Here is a 23,056-nt window from a genome sequence, read left to right as displayed (position 1 = left end):
CCCGGGAAGAGACCGTCAAGCATACCGCATTCGCCCGCAGCTCAATGCGCTCTGCCGGCAACCGACGCCCCCGGCAGACATGCACCGGGAGGTCGTCCGTGACCGGTACCACCAAAGATCCGTCGCGCGACGCCGTCGCCAGGCCTGCAGATCAGTGGCAAACTCGTGCGGCGACGTTCGGGCGGCGGCACGTCGAACTGTTCGACCCATCACACCGCTCCGGCGGTTTCCGGCCTAGCCTTCGCTCTCGGTCGCCAACGCAATCCGCGTTGCTTCCCCCGCTAACTGCATTCTGGGAGCACGTCATGGACAAGGTCGATCATCCGGGACGCCGCCGTCTGCTCCAGGCCGCCGTCGGCCTGGGTTGCCTGCCGTTGGCCCGCCTCGCAGGCGCGACGCCTCGCAGTGCGCTGGGGACGCCGTTTCCCACATGGCGGCGTGCCATGGCGGCCAATACCTGGCGCGCCATTCCCGCAGCCAACACGCTCCAGCAGATCGACCCGGCACGCAATCCCCAGCTCAACCCGTACCTCGTCGGCAATCCCAACGACAATCGTGGCCCCTGGGGCGGCGCGCTCGGCCAGGCGGGAGTCATTCTGCCCTGGTGCGGCGCCTGCTACGATAACGGTAGCGGAACGCTATGGCTGCCACTGGGTGGCGGGCACGGCGACTATGCCGGCAACGAAGCCTATGGCATCTGCCTGGCCGACGAGATTCCGCAGTGGCGAATGCCACGGCCGCCATCCGGATCCATGCCGCTGGGCCAGATCACCCTGGCTGACGGCCAGGAAGCGACAGGCAACTATGCCGATGGCCGCCCCCGCGCCATCCACAGTTACAACAAACATGTCTATCTACCGGGGCGCGGCCCGTTCTGCGCCGTGCAGGGTGCCACCTTCCAGAGCGGACAGGCGGGGACGCAGCGCAGCCTGCTGCTCAACACCAGCAACGGTGAATGGGAGGTGCGCACCACGCATCCGGCAGCGGCGGTCGAGTACGGCGGTGCCTGCTACGACGCCACGCGTGACGCCGTGTGGTGGATTGGCGCCGGAACGGCCTGGCTCACACGCTACGACGTGGCGTCCAACCAGTGGGACGTCTTCACCGGGGGCACCCAGGCCAATTACTGGAACTACCACGCGCTCACGCACGCGCCGCAGCACGACATCCTGGTCATGCTCAGCGCCGCGCTGCCGCAGGGTTTTGCCATATGGGATGCTACGACGGCGCAACTGACCCATCCCGGTGCGACCAACTCCTGGCCGGCGCATCTGGGACAGCCCGGTGGCCAGGCCGGCTGCCAATGGGTTCCGGGCCTGAACGCCGTGGCGCTGTGGCACAACCGGAACGTCGCAACCACCAGCGCCGTCACCCTGCTGCGCGCGCCCGCCGATCCGCGTTCCCAGCCCTGGACCTGGGACACCCTGCCTGTCGCCGCCGGCAACACGGTCACACCAACCATCGGCCAGGCCAATGGCACGTTCGGCCGCTTTGGCTACGCGCCGGGGCTCGACGGCTTTTACCTGCTCAACGACGTGGATGAGCCCGTCTACTTCTTTGCCCTGAGCGATGGCGACCTGATTTTCGCCAACGGCTTCGAAGCCGCCTGACGCGAAGCCCGAAGCAGGTGTCCCCTCGACCCGGCCAACCGACCCGGCCGGGCCGAAGGAACGAGTGCCCTGCAGTTGCAGGCCACTACGGGTCGCGTGCCACCGCGTCAGGGCCAGCGACCAACGCCTGTTCGAAGCGTTGCTGCAGTCGACGTAACGCCGACGTGGTTTCCATGCGTATCCGGAAGCGTCCGATCACGGTGTCGATCAGGCGCAGCCAGAGCGGTTTGACGGTGTATTGCAGGGTACGGGTAAATGCGGTACCGCCGTTGTCGGGCGCGAATTCGTAGCGAAGGCAGACGCTGCTGCCGTCGTTGATCGTCGCCACGGCCTCCCACAGGAACGGGCGACGAACCTCCACCACTCGCCAGCTCAGGCGCCGGCGAAACCCGGCGGTGCGAATATTCTCTTCGAACGCCGCCCCCTTGGGTTGCGGCACGCGTGTATCCGGTTCCGTCCCCACAGACGCGGGATGCCATTCATGCCAGCACGCGGGCGTGGTGAGGTAATCGAACGCGTCCTGGGGCGTCGCCTTGAGCAGGGTGCGGCTGGTATGCAACGGCATGGCGTGACTCCTCGGGCAATGGAGGACTGTCGGTCCGTGACGATCAGCGCGTCGGCGGGGTTTCCGGTTCCCAGTACAGCGTACCGCGCAGCCAGTCCATCAGCGGAAACACCAGGTTGAAGTTGTAGGACTGCATCAGATCCCGGCGGTGATGCAGCTGGTGCAGTCGCCGCATGTGGCGGATCCACGGCAACCGCGCCAGGGGATGTTGCGGCGGCAGATGCTCGCAGGCATGGAACACCTCGTAGGTCAGGTAGCCGCCCAGCAGCGTGGCGCAGAACAGCGCCGCCGCATCGCCATTGAACTTCGCCAGCAACCAATAGGCGGGCACCAGTGCGCCGCTGAAAAGCACGATCAGCCACGCGGGAAACAGGATGACGCGCCAGTCGCGCGCTTCACCGTATGGCATTTTTGCGTCGACGAAAAAGCTGTGGTGATCGCCCGTGTGGCGTTTGTAGAAAAGCGCACCGATGCGGTATTTGTGATGCCCGAACGTACGGTGCACCGTGTATTCGCCCCAGCTGAAAATGATCAGCCCCGTCGGCAGCGCCAGCCATTCCCAACCGTTCAGGCCGTCGATGCGACCCAGCAGCCAGGCCATCACGGCCGATCCGAACAGCAGGACGAACCCACCATGCAGCCAGGGGTTATACCAACGGCTGATGCCTGCACGGTAGCGGGCACGGAAAGCGTCAGTGTCGTGCGGAAGGCGCTCGTCCAGCATGTCGGTGCAGATGGCTGTCCAGTTGGGCGGTGAAATCCGCAACAGCCCCAGGTCGGTGCCGCGGAAGGGTGAGAGAGAGCGAAGCGGGGTTGCGCGACACTTGCGGCATCACGGCGGACACCTTCCCCACCTGTGCGCCCCCGCCTCGTGCCATCCATCATGCCGGCCCTGACTCCCGGTCGCATTGACAGGACGACGGGCCGACATTGACATTTCGTGCCAACCATCCCTAATTGCGCCATGCTCGACCCGCGCACCGTCTCCAATCCCTATGTCCGGACCCTGCTCGGCGTGATCCAGGCGCGGGGTGTAGACCTGTCGGCCCTCCACGCCCGCCTGCCGATCGACCCGGCCATGCTCGATGATCCCAATGGCCGTATCGCGCCGGAAATCGTTCACCGGATCTGGGAACACGGGCTCGCGCTGACCGGCGATCCCCTACTGGGACTTGCCGTCGCGGAAGCAGCCCAGCCCGCGACATTCCGCGCGCTCGGCCTTGCCGCCATGACCTGCGCCTCGCTCCAGGACGCCATGGCGCTGATGCTGCGTTACTACCGCCTGGTCAGCGAATCGGGCGTACTGACCGCCCAGGCGGAATCCAACGGCGACGCCGCAATCGTGTACACCGAGCAACTAGCCCGGCTGCGCCTGTTCCCGCAGCAGGTCGAAGCGATCGTCGGCGGCATCCTGGTCATGGGCCGTCGCCTCGCCGACCGGCCACTGGTTCCGACCGCGGTGGCGTTCCGCCACCCGGCGCAGGGCGAACACACGGCCTATCGCCGCTTCTTCGGGTGCGAGGTGCAATTCGATGCGCCGGCCAACCTGTTCCGCTTGCCCGCGGCCGAACTCGGCCGGCGACTGCCGCATTCGGATCCCGATCTTCACCGCGTGCACTGCGAGCTGCTTGATCGACAACTGGCCAGCCTGCCGCAGGTCGGCTCACTGACGGCCTTCACCAAACAGTGGCTGGCCGCCCGCGTCAGCGGCGCCATGCGCGTGGAAGATCTCGCCCGGGCCATGGGCATGAGCGTGCGCGCCCTGCAACGGCAGCTGCAGCAGGAAGGCGCGACGTGGACAACGCTCGTGGACGCAGCGCGGCAGGATGCCCTGAAGGCGCTGTTGCGACAGGGCGTCTCGCTTGACGAGGCCGCACGGCAGATGGGCTATCACGACGCGAGCAGTCTCAGCCGCGCGGCCCGGCGCTGGCTCGGGACAGCGCCGGGCCAGTGGCGGGAATCCGACAAATAGATCACCTCGGGCCATCGGCGTCACCCGGTACCGACTTCGCCGCGGCACCGCAGTCTGATTCGCCCGCACGCGATACTGCAGGTCGACGCGCACACAGCGCGGCATTCCACATTGCGGTCTTCAGTATGAATATCCCCATGCAGCTATCCATCGCAGCACCAAGCGACCCTTGGCGCTGCGGCGTTGTCCTGCGCATATTTCGTAACCTGCCAACCATTAGCGGACAGCCCGTCGCGAAACGTCACGTTGAAATCGCGCTCACGATCGCGCCACCCGGCACCACACGATAGCGCGAGGCGCACAGGGCAGCCGGAGGGATGCCCTGTGCCCGCGCCGGTGCGGCTACGTACCCCGCGGCTGCGACACCGGCGAAATCGGCGCATTGTCGCGACGGAAGCGCGTGCCATCAGGCAGCGTGATGTCGATGGTGACCGTATTGGCGTCCGCCGCCGGGCTCGGGCGAGCGGGCGACGACAGCGTGAGCGTCATCCGGCCAACCGCACGCGTTCTCGGCGGAACGGGCGTGCAGGTGCGGCAGGTTCCACTGGTGACTTCCCTGATTTCCATCTCGACCGGCTGTCCGACCACGAAGGCACCGCTGGCCATCGCCCAGCGTGGCATGCCGCTACCGTCGGGATAGTAGAGATAGGCAATGGCCTGGCTGCCGGCACCGCTGCGCACCAGATTCACTTCCATGCCCCAGCCACCGTCCTGCGGCGAATACCAGTGGCCCGAGAAATCCGGTTGCGCATAAGTATCGGCGGGAAGCGCCGGGGCGATGCACCAGCGGCCGGACTCACCATCAATGGTGTATTCCAAGGTACCGCGTGTGGCAGGACCGAGCGGGCTCTCGGCGCCGCAGGCTGACGGACGGAAGTCGATCGCAATACTGCCGAAGCTGACCGGATCCAGTCGAATGCGCTGTCCCTGCGGTGCGGAGACGTCGTAGCGGATATGACTGAGCGTGTGGCCGTTGGCATCGGGGATGGCGACAAAGCGGCCGCCGGTGTAGCGGCCGAGCGCCGTATACCAGTCCGGCCTCCCACCCGAGAATGTATAGAACACAACATAGTACAAATCACCCAGCTCGCCATTGCGTTCGACCAGCTGGAAATCGAAGCCGTGGCCGTCGTGAGCGGTGTCGAACCAGTTGCCCGACAGCGGCGGCATTGGTACGGCGGAGACAAACCGCAGGATGTTCTGGTCCAGGGCGGCGCGCGACGGCGCATTGAACAGCACGCCACCGCGCATCGTGGATTCAAAGCTCGGCCGGTAGACGCCCCCCTGGTAGTAGTTGGCGCCCTCGAACAGGCCGACGCCGGCGGACGGAACGAGACTGGGAAGCGGCTGTGCCGGCGTGAGCCAGCTCGACCAGGGCACGTCGCCGTGGCGCAGATTCGTCGTGACGTTGGGTGCATTGATCGGCACCGCGAGATTGGCGGCACGCGGAAATTCGGTGTATTCGTCGTACAGCAGCCCCACGAAATGCCCCATTTCATGGCTCATCGGCTTGCTGAACTGCGGAATCGCCGGCCCGCCCATCGCCCACATGCTGCCCGGAATGACTCCCAGCACAGTGCTTGCGCGCCCCACCGGTACCGGCTGGTTGACCAGGACGACGACGTAGTCGAACCCCGGCGATAGCTGCTCGGCGACGCGCATGGCCTGCTCGTCATTGCCGGTCAGGATTTCCCGATCGCGGTACAAGGTCGACTGAAACGCCAGGTCGACGGTGCGGATCCGGTTGCCGGCCGCGTCGACCACATTGACGCCGGCCTGGCGGGAGGTCACGAAGCCCACGTCCGCCTGCACCAGATGGCGGCGCTCGGTCCAATAGTCTGCACCCAGGAATGCCCGCAAATGAGCGCGCGCATCGGCGACGAGAACCGCGTCATCGTCCGTGCTCAGAATGCCGTCGTTGTTGCTGTCCTGAAACGGCTCGTTGGCGACGCCGGGATTCGTGCCGGCAGCGGGAGTCGGTACGTCGCCGTACCGCACATACATCTCGCCCGCGTCAAAAAGTGTGTTGCCGTTGCGGTCGTCCCAGAGCAGCGCATCCCACTTACCGTTACCGTTGACATCCGTGAACGTTTCGCGCGCGGCCGTGAAGCCGTCACCGAGAAAGACCATCCGGATGCGCTCCTGCGCGCTGCCGGTATACACGCGCAGGACAGCGTTGCGCCGGTCTTCCTGGAACGGGATGCGATCAAGCGTCACCACCGGCGGCAATGCGGCCGGGTCCTGGACGCGGACCAGGCGGTCAGCCAGCGAGCTGGTGGAACGCCCCCGGAGCAGGACGGTCCAGCCGGCCACGGTGGGGATCGAGAACCGGCCGTCGGCGTCGGTGAACGCATAGCCCCGCAGCCGCTCTTCGGCGTCGATGTTGAACACGATCGTATCGGCCACCGGCTTGCTCTCCGGGTCCACCAGCCGGCCCGTCCAGGGCGCGGCGCCCCGTGTCGCATCGACATCCACCGTCGCATCGCCCGCACTCAGGTCCACGCGCGCATTCGTGGTGGTGAAAGTCCCCGCTTCCGTCGCAATTTCCAGGTCATAGACGCCGGGCGTCAGCTTCAGGGCCACGCGTTCCGTGCAGATGTCGCCGCTGCACGCCTCGCGCGCGCCGAAACCCAGCAGAGGGCGCGCCATCAGCTGGCCGCCCTGGCGCACCCGGACTTCGAGGCTGGCTACCGGCAGGCCGCGGATACCGAGGTTGACCGTGCGCAGTGGTTCCGACAAGGTGAAATCACGCGTGAGCGGCCCGCTGATCGCCACATTCCGTACGCGTGGCATCGTGGCGTAAACGATCGAATCGAGCCGGCTATAGCCGCGGGCGCCGGTGGTCAGGTCCAGGTCGTAGTGGCCGGCTGGCAACTGCATCTCGTAGTTGCCATCGTTATCGCTGACGGTGGAGCCCACGTATTCCTCGGTGCCGGCGCGATACGCCCGAACCGTCATGTTCGCAATGGATTCACCGTCCGCGCGACGCAGTTTGCCGATCAGGCGGTGCATCACGTCCGTCGGTCCTGACACGCGCGCAGAGACCCCCGACGAGCTGTCGGTAAGACCGTGGCGTTCCGGGCCATCGAAGCCGAGCAGCGACTGGATACGTTCGTAACCCGCGATTCGTTCTTTCAGTGAGCGGGCCGAGCGCAGTTGCCCGGCAAGTTCGTGAATATTCTCCTCATTGGCGATCGCCAAGGGGCGCCCCCCGGGATCTTGCGTACGCAGCGCAGCGGAACCGACGGACCGGCTCAAGCGCCGCGTCTCCTGCGCGAGAGTGTCTGCATCGCGGGCAAAAGATGCGTCGACGGCCCGCTGCCACAGGATCCGACCCTGGGAATCACGCAACGTCCAGCGTGTGACATCCGGCGAGGCGGGTACGCGCGCGACCAGGGTCACATCCGCCACCCGATGCGTAGCACCGGTTCTCATCGCGGGATTCGACAACCCTTCGCGCACGACGGTCATTCCGGAGGCGTCCTCGCCCGCCAGCACATAGGCTTCCTGCGCAGGAACACGACTGCGCACATGCCGCGGCACAGCCATGGCGCTGGCCCTCGTCACCGCGCCATCGGCGAAGTGGAACGTGAAGAACAATCCCCGGGTAGCGCTCGCTGCCGACGACGGGGCCGTGGACACCACGACGGCAGTGGCCGGCTCGACAACATGACCACCGATGGCAAATGCCAATCCGAGGGTAACCGCCAGACGTTTTGCGACGCTCGCTCCACCTGCCATCTGTCCCGTCTTCCGCATGATTCCGGCTCCTTCAGCACTCCCGTGTACTCCGTCTTCCACGAAGGACGACGAAGCGCCAGCGCGCGTTCTTCGCCGGCACATGCCCATTCGGGGGCGAGTCGCCGGAGTCGACAGGACGCCATGCGCCCGTCGCGCGCAGAACTGTCAACGACGGATGGGGCTGAGCTCCCTACCCTGCTTCGTACGAAGGATTCTCCACAAGCGGCCAGCGATGTCCACGAACTGTGCGAAGACGTGTGGAAATGCGCGCCCGCGCCGAAGCGGCGCATCGCGCCACCGAAGAACGATTCCGCACTTCGTCACCGCAGCATCGGACATCGTCTATCGCATGAGCGCCGCCTGGAGCCAGATGCTGATCTTCGACGGAAAGAGTTTTCTCGCCCCCCAATCCGAGCCTCACCTGGCTAGAGGAATACATCTCCGACAGTGACAAGGGGTGGTCAATGCCACGATTGCAGAGGCTATCCTCCAGCGAGACCCCTTCAAGCTCGAACACCGCGCGACGCGTGCCGGCGACTCAATCGGCAGGGTGTTTCGCGCGCCATTCCTTTCCTGGACGAGCGCGGCGAGATCCTCGAATGGTTCGGCGCCGCCAGCAATATCACCGAGCCCGGGTGGCCGGGCAATCCGTCGCGTTTCATTGCAGGGTTGTGGAGGCAAGCTGACACTGGCAGAAACTCCATTCGTGCGCATTTTCAGACTTTCCAACCAGGAGTTATGCAAGCGCCGATGAACGGTCAGTGCTGTCGCGTCGCATGCGACAGTCCGCCGCTATTCTCTGCGCACTAAAACAAACGGGGAGATTCCGATGCGTCGAGAGAGCGAACATCGGTGGGGCACAGTCGCACCAGTACATGACGGCGCGACGTCTTTCGGGGCTTTTCGCGCCCTGGCCGGATTGGCGGTCATCATGGCAACGCCCGGCGTGTCGCACGCGCTCGGCTCGCCCGCGACGCCGGTCGGCGATGAGATCCGCATCAATTCCACCTATGAGGGCAACCAGTACAGCCCGGCCATTGCTTCCAACGCCATTGGCCACAGCATCGTTGTGTGGGCCAACCGGACGGACGATCACTCACCCGGCGCCATCATCGGCCAGCGGCTCAACGGCGCGGGCCTGGCCTGGGGCGAGGAGTTCAGGATCAGTGGCAAGGCAGCCTGGTATGCGGAAGCCCCCGACGTGGCATCCGACGACGATGGCAATTTCGCCGTGGTATGGCAGGACGATAACATGGAAGCCGGACCTGGCCCACATGTATACATGCGCCTGTTTGACCGCTACGGCATAGCGCTAGCTGCCGAATTCCGGGTCGATGGCACGACGCGGGAAATGGCCTTCTTGCCCCAGGTCGCCCGGACAGGCGCTGGCCGGATCATCGTGGTATGGCATACGTGGAACGGAAGCACCAGCGAGATCCGCGGACGCCGCTTCACGGCATCCGGCGCACCGCTTGGCGAGGAGTTCACCGTCGTGGCCGACGCGACGAACGCGCTGCGCGGCGCCCGGGTGGGTATCGACAACTCCGGTCGCATCACGGTCGGCTGGTCGCAGAACACGGCGGCAACGCCCACCGAACCGGCCAGTTACGACGTCTACCGTCGTCGCTGCGCGTCCGACGGCACGACCTGGAGCGCCAGCGCACGCGTCAATCGGTCGACAACGTTGCGCGAACAGCGCTTCGACATGGCGGTCGATGCGACGGGCAATGCCGTATTTGCCTGGCTCTCGGAACCCGCCTTCGGCGCCAATCGCCTGCGCGGACAACGCATCAGCACCACCGGTGGCCTGGCCGGCGCGGAGTTCGAGATCGTCACGGGCGTCAATCCGCTCGACGTGACCGTGAGCAAGGCGCGTTCCACCGGCCATTTCACCGTCGGCTGGACCCAGTTCAACGGTGCGTATCACCTCTTCTACCGGCACTACGCAACCGACGGTACAGCCTTGACGTCGCCCACGCCGGCCACGGGCAAGTACCACACCCTGCTCCCGTCCATTGCCAGTGATGCCGACGGCGACTTCACTCTCGCCTGGCAATCGGACGATCTTTCTACCTGGAACAGCGAGATCAACGGCCGGCGCTACTCCGGCAGCGAAATGGTCGACGCGAGCGTGCGGGTAGCCGGATCGCCCAACAGTGTTCCCCGCGGGGCTCATGTGGAACATGTCGTCCGCGTCACCAACCATCACGCGCCGTCGTCGCTGACGGGTGTGGGTTACGCATCGGGCATGACGCTGGTCGCAAAGCCCTCGACCGGCACCCAGGTCGTGTACGCCGAAGGCGACAACTGGAATTGCACCATCGACGGCGACGCGCGTTGCCTCTATGTCGGATTCATTCCGCCCGAATACACGGCGAATAATCTGTTCGTCGTGACCAGGCCCATGGCGGCGGGTGCGTCATCGCTGTCGGTGCAGATCTCCGGCAACCAGTACGACGCCAATCCGGCCAACGATTCCGCCGTGGAAACGACGACTGTCGACGAGTAGCCGCGACCGGCCACGGGGCACCCGCAACCGGGTGCCCTGTGCCGCCATATGCTCAACGATCCCGGAACGTGAACACCATTGGTACGTTCGATCCAGCTCGCCGCGATCCGGCAACGAACCAGGCAGCATTGCGCTGCCTGGTTCGTTGGCTTTTGGCCGGATAGTGATGCGACGTCATTCCACCGCTTGCGGCGACGCAGGCTCAAAGCCATTCGCGAACAGCGTTTCGCCCAGCGCCCCGTGCGGACGGTGGAATCCGCCGCGAACCGAAAACGTGCCGCCGGACATCAGAGCGGTAGCGTCCACCTGTCCTATCGTGCCGGTCACCGCGAAGCTGCCGCCGGTGGAACGGCCACCACCGCCATCCTGTGTCCAGCGCAATTGGAAATTCCCGCCACCGGATTGCGCCAGCGCCACACCGGCCAGGCCCAGACCCGCCAGCAGGACGAGCGACTTGCGAATCCGCGCGTTCATTGGCAGCTCCGCGTTCCGCACTTGGCAGCACGGAGGTAGCCGTTACCAGAGTTGCGGCCCACGACCAGCGGCAGGCCGTCCGGGCCGATGGCGATGTCGGGGAAATGCGGCGTGAAGTCAACGCCATCGACCACGCTCGATGACATGCGCTGCGTGCACTGGGTGTTGCCGCACTTGGTCACCTTGAAGGCGAACACCTGCGGGCCAACGGCATAGCCGATGATCGGAAGCCCGTCATTGCCGTTGGCGATGGTCGTATGTCCGGAGACGGATACGCCAGGCCCACCGTCGATCGTCGTCACCGTGATGTTGCCGCTGCAGTCGTACAGGTCGCACGCGGCCACTTTCACCAGCTTGGCCGTGTTGTCGAAAAAGCTGACAAGGGGGCGGTTGTCGGCGCTGCGGACCATCGCGCTGAAACTGCCGTAGTCGCTACCGGCCTCGTCGACTGTCTTGAAGTGGATGGTGCCACCACAGCTGTCCGTCGTACACGACGCGATCTTCAAGGCACCGTTGCTACGATCGTAGTAGCTGATGACCGGATGCCCGTAGAGGTCGAGGATGATCGAGCTGTATTCGCCAACGATAGTGCTGGCCGACTGGTCGATCACGCGGGAACCGGGATTCAGACTGCACGTGGCGTTCTGGCAGCGGATGAACTTGAGGTCACCGTTGCCCGCGTCCCAGTAGCTGACGAGCGGATAGCCATTGGCGTCCAGGACAAGAGAGCTGTGCTGCCCCAGGGTTCCCGTCGCATCGTCGTCAATGAGTTCGACGCTGGCATTGCCCTCGCAGACGGGGTCGGCACAGCGAGCGATCTTCAGTGCCCGCAGAGCCGGATCGTAGAAGCTGATGACGGGAATGCCATCAGCGTCGAGCGCGATATCCGAGGCATCGCCCTGCACGGACGCGCCCTGCGGGTTCCTGATGACCTTGACCCCGCTGACGGAACGGCACGCACTGTCGGCGCACTTGGCCAGGCGCAGGTACTGGCTGGCAGCGTCCGTATAGCTGATGACGGGCAGGCCGTCGGCTGGAATGGCAAGGCCGATCTGACTCTGCGTGATTGCACCGTTCACCACATTGGTGCTGTCGTTCGCCACGCCCGGAATCACGTCACAGAGCAGGCTCCCATCCGCATGAACGCCGCGCAGGTACTGACCCGTGGCGCAGGTACCGGAGATACGCATCTGCACGACGGCCGGATTCACGGCCAGCGTCACATCACCCGTCGTACCACCGCCGGTCAGGCCACTACCCGCCGTCACCCCGGTGATATCGCCCGCTGCAAAGGCCAGCTTGGTGGCGGTGATGCTGCCGTCGACAATCTTGGACCCGGTCACGGCATTGACGGCCAGCTGGGTGCTGCCGACGGCAGCTGGCGCGATCGAGGCCTGCGTCACGCCACCATTGAGCACGTTGCGCGCGCTCAGGGCCACGGGCGTCGCCGTGATCGCCTGGCGCGGCAGCAGCGGCTGGTAGGTGCCGGTGCTGGTGCCTTCGCGAACGCGTACTTCGATCCAGTACTGCTGCCCGTCCTGGAAGGGAACGTCCGTGAAATCGATACCGGTGGTGAAGACACCCTGGACGACGGCGACGTCATCCACGGTGACCGTGGCTGCCTGCATGCCGCCCGTCGGCACCGCGAAGAGAAGGAATTTGAGGTCATAGCTGCCAGTTGCCGGCGCACCGTTGACGGTGAGGTCGCCTTGGTAGGTGAAGCCGGTGCCAAGGGTTTCGGCGCTGGCAGCCGTGGAAAGCAACAGGGACAAGAATGCGGATACGGCGCGGTTTCTGCGCATGGGTCACCTATGGTCGTGAAGGACACGGTCACCCGGATGGCCTGGGCGCCGCAGCCACGCGATCGATCGCTGCGGCCGGCGCGGATGTTCAACACGGCGTCCCAGACAGGCGCGGTGCTCCATCTGACTTCGCCTGACCAATTCCTGACCATTTTCAAGCCATTGAGTGGAAAGACATTTACGACACCCCCGCTGCACCGGCCCGAATGGCGGCGGCGAAGATCCGCAACCCAGCAGGTGCTGTCGACCCGGTACCATTGCCGGCGTCGATCAGTGAGCGCTGCGCATCCGTGTGTTGATGAACGATCTGCCTTCCGAATTCCGGGTTGGAACCTGCCGCGTCGAACCGGGCGAACTTCGCCTGCACCGCGACGGCCAGCCGGTGAAGCTGGAACCGCGCGTCCTGGCCGTCCTGCTGTGCCTGGTCCGGCGCGCGGGCCGCACGGTCAGCCGCGACGACCTCCTCGCCGAGGCGTGGCGCGGCCAGATCGTCAGCGACGATGCGATCAACCGGGCGATCTGGAAGCTGCGCGCGGCGCTCGCCGGGGACCAGGCCGACGCCAACGTGATCGAGACGGTTCCGCGGCTCGGCTATCGGCTGCTGTGGCCCGTGGATCTGCTGGACACCACGCCGCTCCCCCTGCGGCGAGAGCCGACGCCGTCGGCACCGGCAACGGGTTCGGACAACGCGAAGCCACCCGCTGAAGCGCCGCCGCCCGCCTCGCGCGAACGACGCACGCCGTGGCGCCTCGGCCTGGTGGCGGCCGGCGCCATGGCCCTGGCAGCCGCAGTGACCTACCGGCTGGTGCCGGACACGTCCCGTCCCGCACAGATCCAGCTGCGCAGCTTCACCCACCTGCCCTGGGCGGAATACGAGCCCGCGTTCTCACCCGACGGGCGGCGCATGGTGTTCGCGGCCGATGGCGACACAGGCTCCCAACTGTGGGTGCAGCCGATCGACAGCGCGACCGCCGAACCGCTGACGCGAACCACCGCCAATGACCATTCGCCTGCCTGGTCGCCCACCGCCGACCGTATCGCCTTCGTCCGGGAAACTACGGCGACCTGCACGATCGAGCTGATACCGGCCACGGGCGGTGAGTCACGCACCGTCGGCCAGTGCGCGCCCAACTTCTGGGCCAATATCAGCTTCTCGGCCGATGGCCGCCAGCTGGTGATCTCCGACCGCAATCTCGACGGCGTGCATCCGCAATCGTTGTGGCTGATCGACATCGCATCAGGCCACCGCGAGGAACTCACACGACCCACCGAACTGCATGGGGATTTCCTGCCGCGCTGGTCGCCCGACGGCCGGCACATCGCGTTTGCGCGCAGCCTGGGGCGCAGCCAGTACCAACTGCTGCGCCAGAGCACAGCGGCAGAGGCAGCGCCCGAGTTCATCCTGGAATCGCCGTCCGCGGTGCGCTGGCTCGCCTGGCGCGACAGCGAACGCCTGATGTACCTGACCCGCGATAACGGGCTGCCTACCCTCTGGCAGTGGCACGACGGCAAGGTCACGCAGTGGCTGACCCTGACGGACCTGGATATCGACGCCTTCGTGATCGCGCCCGACGGCCGCCGTGCCGCCCTCGTGCGTACGCAGCGGCAACGTTCCATCTGGCAGCACCCGAACCCGCGCTCACCATCGGCCGCGTCGGCGGACACCCGCCCGCTGCTGACCTCCTCGCGCGAGGATTTCCAGGCGGCCTATTCCCCCGATGGCCGGCAACTGGCGTTCGCCTCCACCCGCAACGGGCGGCCTGCACTCTGGCTCGCTGATCCGGACGGCAGCCGCGCGCGAATCCTGTGGGGCGAGACGGAAAGCCGCGTCGGTGGTTTCAGCTGGTCGCCGGATTCCCGGCGCCTGGTGTTTGAGCGAAACCGCGGCATGCGCGCGGAGCTGTGTATCGTCACTCTCGCCGGCGCCGCCAGCTGCCTGAAGACGCCGGGAGAAAAAAGCGAGATGCCCGCCTGGTCCGTCGACGGCCAGTGGATCTACTACACCGCGGAGGCTGACGCGTCCTGGATCCTTCGGCGCATCCGTGTCGATGGCACTGATGACGCTCCGCTGGTCGCCGACCAGGCCTATGCGGCCACGCCCAGCCGCGACGGCCAGCGGGTGTGGTTTGCGCGCGTCGGCGTGCCGGGCCTGTGGTCGCACGAACTCGCCACCGGCCGCGAAGTGCAGGTCCTGGACGACCTGCCCGCTCTGAATCCGCGCGCCTACGCCGAAGGGGCTGATGGCCTGTACTACCTCGCCGCCGACGGCCAGATCACCTTCCGCGCCGCGGATGGCCAACGCCAGACGCTGTTCAAGCCCGACGGCATCATTCGGCCGGCGACCATCAGCCTGCATCCCAGCGGTGACTGGCTGCTGATCTCACGCGACGAAAAGGATCGCGGTGACATCAGCCTCGTCGACAACCTGGACGAGATCGCGCCGCCGTGACGCCCACCGGTCTGCGCCTCAATCAGCCAGCCTGTCCCAGCGCACCGATCGGCTGTTCATCGCCGAAATGCCAAACGCTTCGATACGTTCCAGCGCGCCCTTGTGACGACTTGCCGTAGCCGCCGCACAGGCATCGCGGACGACAACGATACGGCGGTCGCGAATGTGCCCGTCAATTGCGGTGGCCAGGACGCACTGATCCGTCGTGATGCCGGCGATCAGAATCGTCCGGGTCCGCAAGTGCGACAGCAGCAGATCCAACGGCGTGCCGAAATAGGCCGAGTGTTTCGGTTTGAGAACGAAGTAGTCGCCCGGATCCGGAGCCATGCGTGTGGCGATCTCGGCGGCCAGGCCTCCTTCCTCGACCGCCGCATCCACGACGGCGCGGAAATCCGATCGCCAGTGCCCGAAATTGTCGTTGGCGAAAATGACGGGGACGTCACGCTGGCGGGCGCGCTGAACCAGTCGTGCCGCGACCCGTGATGCGTCGCGTGCCCGCGGCAGCAGCTGGTCGCGTTCCCGCATGGGCCAGCAACTGAACCAGTCGATCAGAAGCAGCGCGCACGCACAGTGGGTATCCTGTGGCTTCCTCAGCGGTGTCGACGTCATGTCGGGCATGCTCCACGCAACGGAACGGCGTGCCAGCATCCTTCAACTGCCCGTGGCCTCGGCGTGAAGGAAGGTCATCACCAGTGATGCAGGCGCGACCGTTTCCGTCGCCGTGGAAGCTGTCCCCGTTGTGCGCCCCTTCATCCGGAACGCGCACCGCGTGCTATCGCGGATGCAGCCATCCCGGCAGAAACGTGTACGGATCCACCAGCACCGTTGCATCGAAGGACACGCCCCGTTCGGAAAGGCGCCGTTGCAGCGTCCCGGACCGGAAGGCATCGAACGTGTCCGTCGCGCCGCCGATGAACTCGCCGCCCAGAAAGATCTGCGGAATCGTCTTGCAGGCAGTCCGTTGCCGCAACACCGCGCGAATCTGTCCGCCACGGTCGTCGCGCTGGTAGGCCGTCGAATCCAGGTCAATGGAGCGATAGGGAATGCGGCAATGGCCGAAGAGTTTCCTGACCGCCCAGCAGAATTCGCACCATTCCAGGGCAAACATCACCAGCGGTTGTTCCTTGTCGCTGACAACCTGGCTGACGAAGTCGACGACATCCAGCGACACCGCTGGTTCGACGACCACCGCCGCCGGCGCTGCCGACGGCGCAGGCGCATCAAAGCGCGCACCGGGCGTTGAACGGGAGATTTCCAGTTCCTCCGCGGACATGTCGATACCGACACCGTCGAACAGGCTCGTCGTGAGATAGCGCTCGCCGGTATCCGGGAGCATGCACACGATATTCGCATCTGCCGGTGCAGCCGCGGCAATCTTCAACGCACCGGCCAAGGTGGCTCCGCCCGAAATCCCCGCAAAAATGCCTTCCGCGCGCGCCAGCTCGCGCGCGCAACGCAAGGCATCCAGGCCGTTGATCGGCACGATCTCGTCGACCAGGCCCAACGCGACGGCCTCTTCCGTCAGTTGCGGAATGAAGTCGGGCGTCCAGCCCTGCATCAGGTGTGGACGGAAGCTCGGATGGCTGTCCAGCGGCGTGCCGTCCGCGTCGCGCGCCTGGGCAATGCCGCTGCCCAGCGTGGGTGAATTGTCCGGCTCACACACCACAATCCGTGTTTCAGGCCGCTGCTGCCGCAGGACCCGCGCAACACCCTTCAAGGTTCCGCCCGTACCGCAGCCCGTGACCCACCAGTCGAGCCGTTCAGCGTCAAACGCGGCGAGAATCTCCTGCGCCGTCGTGCGCGAATGGATGTCCGCATTGGCCTGATTTTCAAATTGGCGGCACAGGAACCAGCCATGTGCCTGTGCCAGTTCCACCGCCTTGGCCAGCATGCCCGAACCTTTCAGCGACGCCGGCGTCAGCACCACCTTCGCGCCGAGAAACCGCATCATCTTGCGCCGCTCGACACTGAAGTTTTCCGCCATCGTCACGACCAGCGGATAGCCCTTCACCGCGCACACCATCGCCAGGCCAATCCCGGTATTGCCGCTCGTCGCTTCGATCACCGTCTGCCCGGGCGCCAGCACGCCGCGCCGCTCCGCATCTTCGATGATCCCCAGCGCCAGCCGATCCTTGACCGAGCCCATCGGGTTGAAGGCTTCCAGCTTCACGTACAGATTCACGGAAGGCGGCGCCAACCGGTTCAGCCGTACCAATGGCGTATTGCCGATGGTCTCCAGGATAGTGCCGACGCGGGTGACCATGGGGCCTCCAATCGCATTGCCGGTGATGGGGAGCGAGCATTGGACCGGGGTGTCGGCGTGTCAAGTCCAGGCCTGGTCGTACCTGGACCACGCCCAGGGAAAATGACGTGTTGTGGCGGGATCGGTGCAATCACGTCGCATTTCATCACCGTTGTCGCAGCCCACCCCGGGTGAACCCTGCGGGTTAACCCGGGCTACAGAGAGTGTAGCGCTCAGCTTCTTTGGAGTCCCCTTGAGTCAAGGGGGCGGCCAAACGCTATGGCCCTTGACCAAACCCCGGAGGGGACTCGCGCAGTGCCTGGCCATGGATGGCCAGGCACCAACCCGCCTGGGGTGTGCTTTCTCTTGCTTACTTCCCTTTGCACAAGCAAAGAGAAGTAAGTCGGCTGGCCGAAGGACAGACGAAACGCTCTGCCTTCTGATGCCCAAATACACCAACGCGCCCGGCAGTGTTGGGCAAACACTGCGCTCAGCCCAACCTACAGAAGGCGCTATGCGCCTGCCGATGTGGTGCTCAGCGCTACACTCCGCGTAGCGGCCGCAGCTTTTGCCGCTGCCGTTGCTTCTGTGCGCAGGATGCGCGCCGCTTCCAAATGGGGCCCCATTAGGGTTGGCGAGGCCCCGTAGGACCAGCCGCCGAAGGCGGGCGCGCACAGGGATGTGCGCGAGTTTGGTGCAGGGCCAGGATGGCCCTTCACCAAACCCCGGAGGGGACTCGCGCAGTGCCTGGCCATGAATGGCCAGGCACCAACCCGCCTGGGGTGTGCTTTCTCTTGCTTACTTCTCTTTGCACAAGCAAAGAGAAGTAAGTCGGCTGGCCGAAGGACAGACGAAACGCTCTGCCTTCTAACGCCCAAATACACCAACGCGCCCGGCAGTGTTGGGCATCGCTGCGCTCAGCCCGACCTACAGAATGCGCCTGTGCGCCCGGCAATGTTGGGCATCGCTGACGCCCCGCATCAACCTGCAACAGCCGCAGCCTCCGCCCCTCAATTCTCGATCCGCACCTGGATCGGGTAATAGCCCCCCGACAACTCCTGCGCCTCGAAATGATGCATCTCATCGCCATAGCTGGGGTGGCTCTTCAACCCGGATGGCGAAGTCGCCTGCACGAACAATTCGTAGTCGCCATTGGCAAACCCACGGGTGTCGAACGACAGCAGGTAGCGGCCCTGCGGTGCCGGTGCATCGCGTGCGGTATCCAGGTGGATCACCCGCTCGCCGGGGCCCGTACCAGTACCGACGCGACGCAGATACACGTCCACCTGGCCAATACCGGCGGTACCGCCGCTGCTGAAAATCTCCATGCTCTGTACCGGCACATGCATCAGTTGCGGAGCCCAGTCGGCCCAGCTGCGGTTGCCCACTTCGATATTGAGCGGAACGACACCGCGGACCGGAATACGGGCGGGCGGGTTCGCGTCCATCAGGTGGTCGGAGCTGATATTCGTCTCGCCGACCTTCTGCAGGCGGGCCGGCAGGCCCAGTCGCGGCAGCTCGGCATGCATCGGGAAGTGATGGATCGCCGCCGGTGGCGTGTAGGTCGGCGCGCTGCCGGGCGGATAGGCCACTTCCACGTGGACATTGAGGATGCCCGCGTTATCGGCATTGAACTGGAAATGATTGTCACCCACGCGCAGCGGTGATCCACCGCCCTGCACCAGGTCACCCAGCTTGATCCGCGCCGTGTGCGGAATGCCCCAGAGCATCAGGTTGGCGTTGTACGGCGTGCTGTTGTTCGCCGGCTGCGGCAGCGGATACTGCATGGCGCCGTTGACGCGCACGAAATCAGTCGGCAATACCGACAACGTCGAGTAGTCGCCCATCTGGTACGTGTATACCAGCCATGCCTCGGCAGTCGCACCCGCGGTTACCGGACGCAGGTCGTCCGGAATTTTCACGGTGAAGGTCGGAACCAGGTTGTCCCAGCCACCAGACAGCTGGTAGTCGCTGCCCGCGATCCGCGTCACGTAGTTGTGAACGGTACGCGCGTCCACCACCGGGCCGTCGAAGCCGAAATTGTCCCAGTGCAGCAGGTAGTACGGATTGTTGTCCTTGGTCGTGTTGTAGCCGAATCCGACCCAGAGCAACTCGTAGTCGCCGGCGGCAAAGGTCTGCGGCGCATAGGTTGCATTGATCACGCTGCGCCCGTCGATCAGCACCTCGATGCCATCCGTGCCGACACGCGCTTCGAACTGGCGCCGCACATTGGACACAGCCTGCCGACCCACGTCTTCCAGCTGCACGTTGGCGACGCGATGCAGCGACCCCTGGTTGTCGATCAGGCTGACGCTGAAATCCTGGCCCACGGCGCGCAGGCGCAGAACGCCCGCCGGCAAGCCGATGTCGCCTTCCTGGTCAAAGAAGCTCGCATGCGCCGTCAATTCGGTGGGAATCGGGTTGAGATCCAGGTACCACACCGATCGCGGGCTCAGCGGCGAATCCATGTCGAAGACGATCTTGCGCCGGACGCCGGGCTGGATACGCACCTTTTTGCGGAAACGTTGCGAGGTCTGCGAGCGGTCGCCGGTCGGTTCGTGGTGCGTACCGTTGAGCGTGTGCGCATGGAACTGATCATTGATAAAGAACAGGTTGAAGCGCGGATCGGTCGAGGTGACCGCCGCATTGCCCCACAGCTTTTCATCGGCGGCGCCCGCCGGCCGGTTGAAATCGTCAAAATAGGTCATGCTGTTGCGCAACGCTGCCACGCGGGTACCGTCCCCACCCGGGAAGGTCTGTTCAGCGGCGACGCTGGTGATCCGCCCCAGTGCATTGAGACGCTCCACGCGCACGGTATAGTTCACACCGTTTTCCAGTGGCTGGATTTGTACCCGGCGATTGCCCGTGACCAGCCAGCGCGCGCCCGCCGGCGCCGCCTTGTCGACGGGCGACATCGCACCGCCATGCTCGGGGTTGAGGCAACCGATGCTGTCGCCCTTTCCGAACAGCTTGCCGCCTTCGGGCGCCGCGGCCGTGGCCGGCCACCAGGAAACGAGGAAGCCCGCGTTATCCTCCGGCGACCCGCTCATTTCCCAGAACTGGCCCCACGGATCCTCGGCGTTGTAGTCCATGTCAATCGTGGCGACGCGATCGTCGCGCAGAATGCGCAGCTGCGGTGCAGCCCCCAGCGCACGCGGCTCAAATCCATTGTCGAAGATGCGCTCCAGCTGCGCTTGCGCGGGTGCCGCCACCATCGCGACCAGTACCATCGCACCCAACAGCGCACGCCATCCACGCGGGCTGCGCCCGGTCGGTTCCGTGATCATCAGAGTGTTCCCTCAGTGTGGGGCGGCGAGTGTCGGCACACGTCCTGTGTCAATCTGTGAATTCGGGCGTGAATCGCCGCCGGTTTCCGACGCGCGGAAGGGGCCGGCGGAACGGACGGTCAGGTGCCGGGCGATACCGCCACGTCGCTGTCCGAAATCACACCACGCCAGGCAAATGGGGCAATAGCTTGTCAAGCGTGATGGGGTAGTCACGCACACGCACGCCAGTGGCGTTGTAGATCGCATTGGCCACGGCCGCCGCTACGCCGCAGATACCCAGCTCCGCCACGCCCTTGGCTTTCATGGGCGAGGACATTGGATCCGTCTCGTCAAGAAAGACCACTTCCTGGTGCGGGATATCCGCATGCACCGGTATCTCGTAGCTGGCCAGATCGTGATTGGCGAAGTAGCCCGCCCGCCGGTCGACCACCAGCGATTCCATCAATGCCGCACCGACTCCCATGGTCATCGCGCCAATCACCTGGCTGCGCGCCGTCTTGGGATTGAGGATGCGTCCGCAGGCGCAAACCGCCAGCATGCGTCGGACACGGGTTTCGCCGGTGGCAGCGTCCACGCCGACTTCCACAAAATGCGCACCAAACGTCGACTGGCGGTAGCGTTTGTCCAGGTCGCCGTATTCAATGCCGTCCTCGGCTACGAGGTCTCTGCCGTCCGCCAGCGACGCCAGCGTGACACGGCGATCGCCCGAGTGAACGGCGCCCTCGGCGAATGTCGCTTCGCGTCCGTCGAAACCCGCTTGCTTCAACACAGCTTCGCGCAACTTCATGCACGCGGCATAGACGCCGGACGTCGCATTGTTGCCGCCCCACTGCCCGCCCGAGCCGCACGAAACCGGAAATCGCGAATCCGCGAGCCGCACCACCACCTGGTCCAGCCCGACACCCATCACTTCCGCCGCCGTCTGGCCGATGATGGTGTAGCTGCCGGTGCCGATATCGGTCATGTCGGTTTCGACGGTGATCACGCCGCGCCGGTCCAGCCGCACACGCGCCGCGGACTTGGTCAACAGGTTGTCGCGAAAAGCGGCCGCCACGCCCATGCCGACCAGCCACCGGCCGTCGCGCGCACTGCCAGGCTTCATCGCACGCTTGTCCCAGCCAAACCGTTTCGCCCCGTCCTGCAGGCATTCGACCAGCGGCCGCTTCGAGAACGGCGGATGGGACGTATCGGCTTTTGCATCGTCCGTCGACGATTGCCCGTTATCCGGTACCACTTGCGTATCATTGTGTACACGGAAAGCGATCGGATCCATGCCGAGTTTTTCCGCCATCTCGTCCATGGCGATCTCCAGGGCCGCAAGCCCCGGCGCCTCGCCCGGTGCGCGCATCGCGTTGGCTTCGGCCAGGTCCAGTACTGCCAGCCGATGTTCGGTCATGCGGTGCTCGCCCGCATACAGTGCGCGCGTCTGCATCGCGGCCGCTTCCGGTTTTCCGCCCGCCAGATCGCCTGACCAGCACTCGTGCCCGATAGCGGTGATCGTCCCGTCGCTGGTCGCGCCGATACGGATGCGCTGGATCGTCGCGGAACGATGCGTGGTGTTGTTCGGCATCAGCGCGCGCGGCAAGCTCACCTTCACCGGCCGCTTCGCCGCCCGCGCGCCCAGCGCCGCGAGCACCACGTCAGCGCGCAGGAACAATTTGCCGCCAAACCCGCCACCGATGAAGGGCGACATCACATGCACCTTCTCCCTGGGCATGCCAAGGGTCCGCGCAAGGTCATCCACCGCCCAGCCCACCATCTGGTTCGAGGTCCAGACGGTCAGCTGGTCGCCGTCCCAGGCCGCGATCGTTCCGTGCGGCTCCATCATCGAATGCGATTCGTCCGCCGTCCGATACGTCGCGTCCAGTTGCACCGGCGCCCTGGCAAACGCCACGTCGAATTCGCCGACGGCCGTCGCCGCCGGGTCCTGGCCGTAGATCGGCTTGGCGATGGGCGCGGACGCCTTGGCCGCTTCCAGATCGAAGGCGCCCTTGGCGGGGGCGTACGCCACCTGCAGCCGGTGTGCAGCGTCCCGCGCCTGCTCGAAGGTTTCCGCGACGACCAGCGCAATCGCCTGGTGATAGTGCTGGATCGCAGGCCCGCCCAGCAGCGCCGCCGTGTTGCGCCGGCCCTTGGCCAGCGTGCCCGCATTCTCCGCCGTCACGATGGCCAGCACGCCCGGTGCCGCCTTTGCGGCCGCCAGATCCATCGCCGTGATGCGCCCCTTCGCGATGGCCGCCCCCACCACATAACCATGCGCCTGATTGTCGACCACATCGTGCCGGTCGCAGGCATAGGGTGCCGTGCCTGTCACCTTGAGCGGGCCGTCGATGCGATCGACCGGCTGGCCAATGATCTTCAGCGCATCGACGGGGTTGGTCGTCGCCGGCGTGTCGAATTTCATG

Annotated in this window: 13 protein-coding genes and 1 pseudogene; 4 read left to right on the top strand and 10 right to left on the bottom strand. The window is 65.4% G+C overall.

Features of this window, described 5'->3' with window-relative positions:
- Positions 1 to 305: 305 nt before the first annotated feature.
- The gene (locus tag N4264_RS13695; protein WP_261692816.1) at positions 306 to 1,610 is read left to right on the top strand and encodes a hypothetical protein; all 1,305 of its coding nucleotides are present in this window, start codon (positions 306 to 308) and stop codon (positions 1,608 to 1,610) included.
- A gap of 85 nt (positions 1,611 to 1,695) precedes the next feature.
- Here the strand turns inward: N4264_RS13695 and N4264_RS13690 are convergent, their stop codons facing one another.
- Both N4264_RS13690 and N4264_RS13685 read right to left on the bottom strand, forming a co-directional pair.
- On the bottom strand, positions 1,696 to 2,175 hold the full coding sequence (locus tag N4264_RS13690; protein ID WP_261692815.1) for an SRPBCC family protein: 480 nt from the start codon (positions 2,173 to 2,175) through the stop codon (positions 1,696 to 1,698).
- 43 nt (positions 2,176 to 2,218) lie between these two features.
- Entirely contained in the window at positions 2,219 to 2,941 is a 723-nt protein-coding gene (locus N4264_RS13685) for a sterol desaturase family protein (RefSeq protein WP_261692814.1), read from the bottom strand.
- Between the two features lie 198 nt (positions 2,942 to 3,139).
- Between N4264_RS13685 and N4264_RS13680 the strand changes: the two genes are divergently transcribed.
- Positions 3,140 to 4,147: an AraC family transcriptional regulator gene (locus N4264_RS13680; protein WP_261692813.1), complete on the top strand. Its 1,008-nt coding sequence runs from the start codon at positions 3,140 to 3,142 to the stop codon at positions 4,145 to 4,147.
- 342 nt (positions 4,148 to 4,489) lie between these two features.
- Here N4264_RS13680 and N4264_RS13675 read toward each other — a convergent pair whose 3' ends face one another.
- Entirely contained in the window at positions 4,490 to 7,906 is a 3,417-nt protein-coding gene (locus N4264_RS13675; protein ID WP_261692812.1) for a M64 family metallopeptidase, read from the bottom strand.
- An 811-nt stretch (positions 7,907 to 8,717) separates the two neighbouring features.
- Here N4264_RS13675 and N4264_RS13670 point away from each other — a divergent pair.
- Entirely contained in the window at positions 8,718 to 10,397 is a 1,680-nt protein-coding gene (locus N4264_RS13670; RefSeq protein ID WP_261692811.1) for a hypothetical protein, read from the top strand.
- Between the two features lie 174 nt (positions 10,398 to 10,571).
- Here the strand turns inward: N4264_RS13670 and N4264_RS13665 are convergent, their stop codons facing one another.
- A complete protein-coding gene (locus N4264_RS13665) occupies positions 10,572 to 10,871 on the bottom strand; it encodes a COA_001 N-terminal-type choice-of-anchor domain-containing protein (protein WP_261692810.1) in 300 nt (99 codons plus the stop codon).
- Complete coding sequence (locus tag N4264_RS13660) at positions 10,868 to 12,673, bottom strand: DUF8740 domain-containing protein (RefSeq protein WP_261692809.1); 1,806 nt, start codon at positions 12,671 to 12,673, stop codon at positions 10,868 to 10,870. The genes N4264_RS13665 and N4264_RS13660 overlap by 4 nt, the downstream gene beginning before the upstream one ends.
- A gap of 298 nt (positions 12,674 to 12,971) precedes the next feature.
- Between N4264_RS13660 and N4264_RS13655 the strand changes: the two genes are divergently transcribed.
- Positions 12,972 to 15,122 (top strand): winged helix-turn-helix domain-containing protein, encoded by a 2,151-nt coding sequence (locus N4264_RS13655; protein ID WP_261692808.1) that lies wholly within the window; start codon positions 12,972 to 12,974, stop codon positions 15,120 to 15,122.
- Between the two features lie 18 nt (positions 15,123 to 15,140).
- On the opposite strand, the gene N4264_RS13650 is transcribed toward N4264_RS13655, so the two are convergent.
- From N4264_RS13650 to paoC, 5 genes and pseudogenes are all read right to left on the bottom strand, one after another.
- A complete protein-coding gene (locus tag N4264_RS13650; RefSeq protein WP_261692807.1) occupies positions 15,141 to 15,731 on the bottom strand; it encodes a cysteine hydrolase family protein in 591 nt (196 codons plus the stop codon).
- A 163-nt stretch (positions 15,732 to 15,894) separates the two neighbouring features.
- Positions 15,895 to 16,230: a glutaredoxin gene (locus N4264_RS13645; protein WP_261697623.1), complete on the bottom strand. Its 336-nt coding sequence runs from the start codon at positions 16,228 to 16,230 to the stop codon at positions 15,895 to 15,897.
- A gap of 174 nt (positions 16,231 to 16,404) precedes the next feature.
- Positions 16,405 to 17,385, bottom strand: a pseudogene (cysK, locus tag N4264_RS13640) (cysteine synthase A); the annotation flags it as partial.
- A 989-nt stretch (positions 17,386 to 18,374) separates the two neighbouring features.
- Positions 18,375 to 20,651, bottom strand: a complete 2,277-nt coding sequence (locus N4264_RS13635) for a hypothetical protein (RefSeq protein ID WP_261692806.1) — start codon at positions 20,649 to 20,651, stop codon at positions 18,375 to 18,377.
- 157 nt (positions 20,652 to 20,808) lie between these two features.
- A complete protein-coding gene (paoC, locus tag N4264_RS13630) occupies positions 20,809 to 23,055 on the bottom strand; it encodes an aldehyde oxidoreductase molybdenum-binding subunit PaoC (RefSeq protein WP_261692805.1) in 2,247 nt (748 codons plus the stop codon).
- Between the last annotated feature and the right edge of the window lies 1 nt (position 23,056).

The sequence above is a fragment of the Tahibacter amnicola genome (genome assembly GCF_025398735.1).
GTDB lineage: Bacteria > Pseudomonadota > Gammaproteobacteria > Xanthomonadales > Rhodanobacteraceae > Tahibacter > Tahibacter amnicola.
The sequence above is the reverse complement of the archived record's forward strand: the minus strand, read 5'-3'. Positions and strand labels throughout refer to the sequence as shown.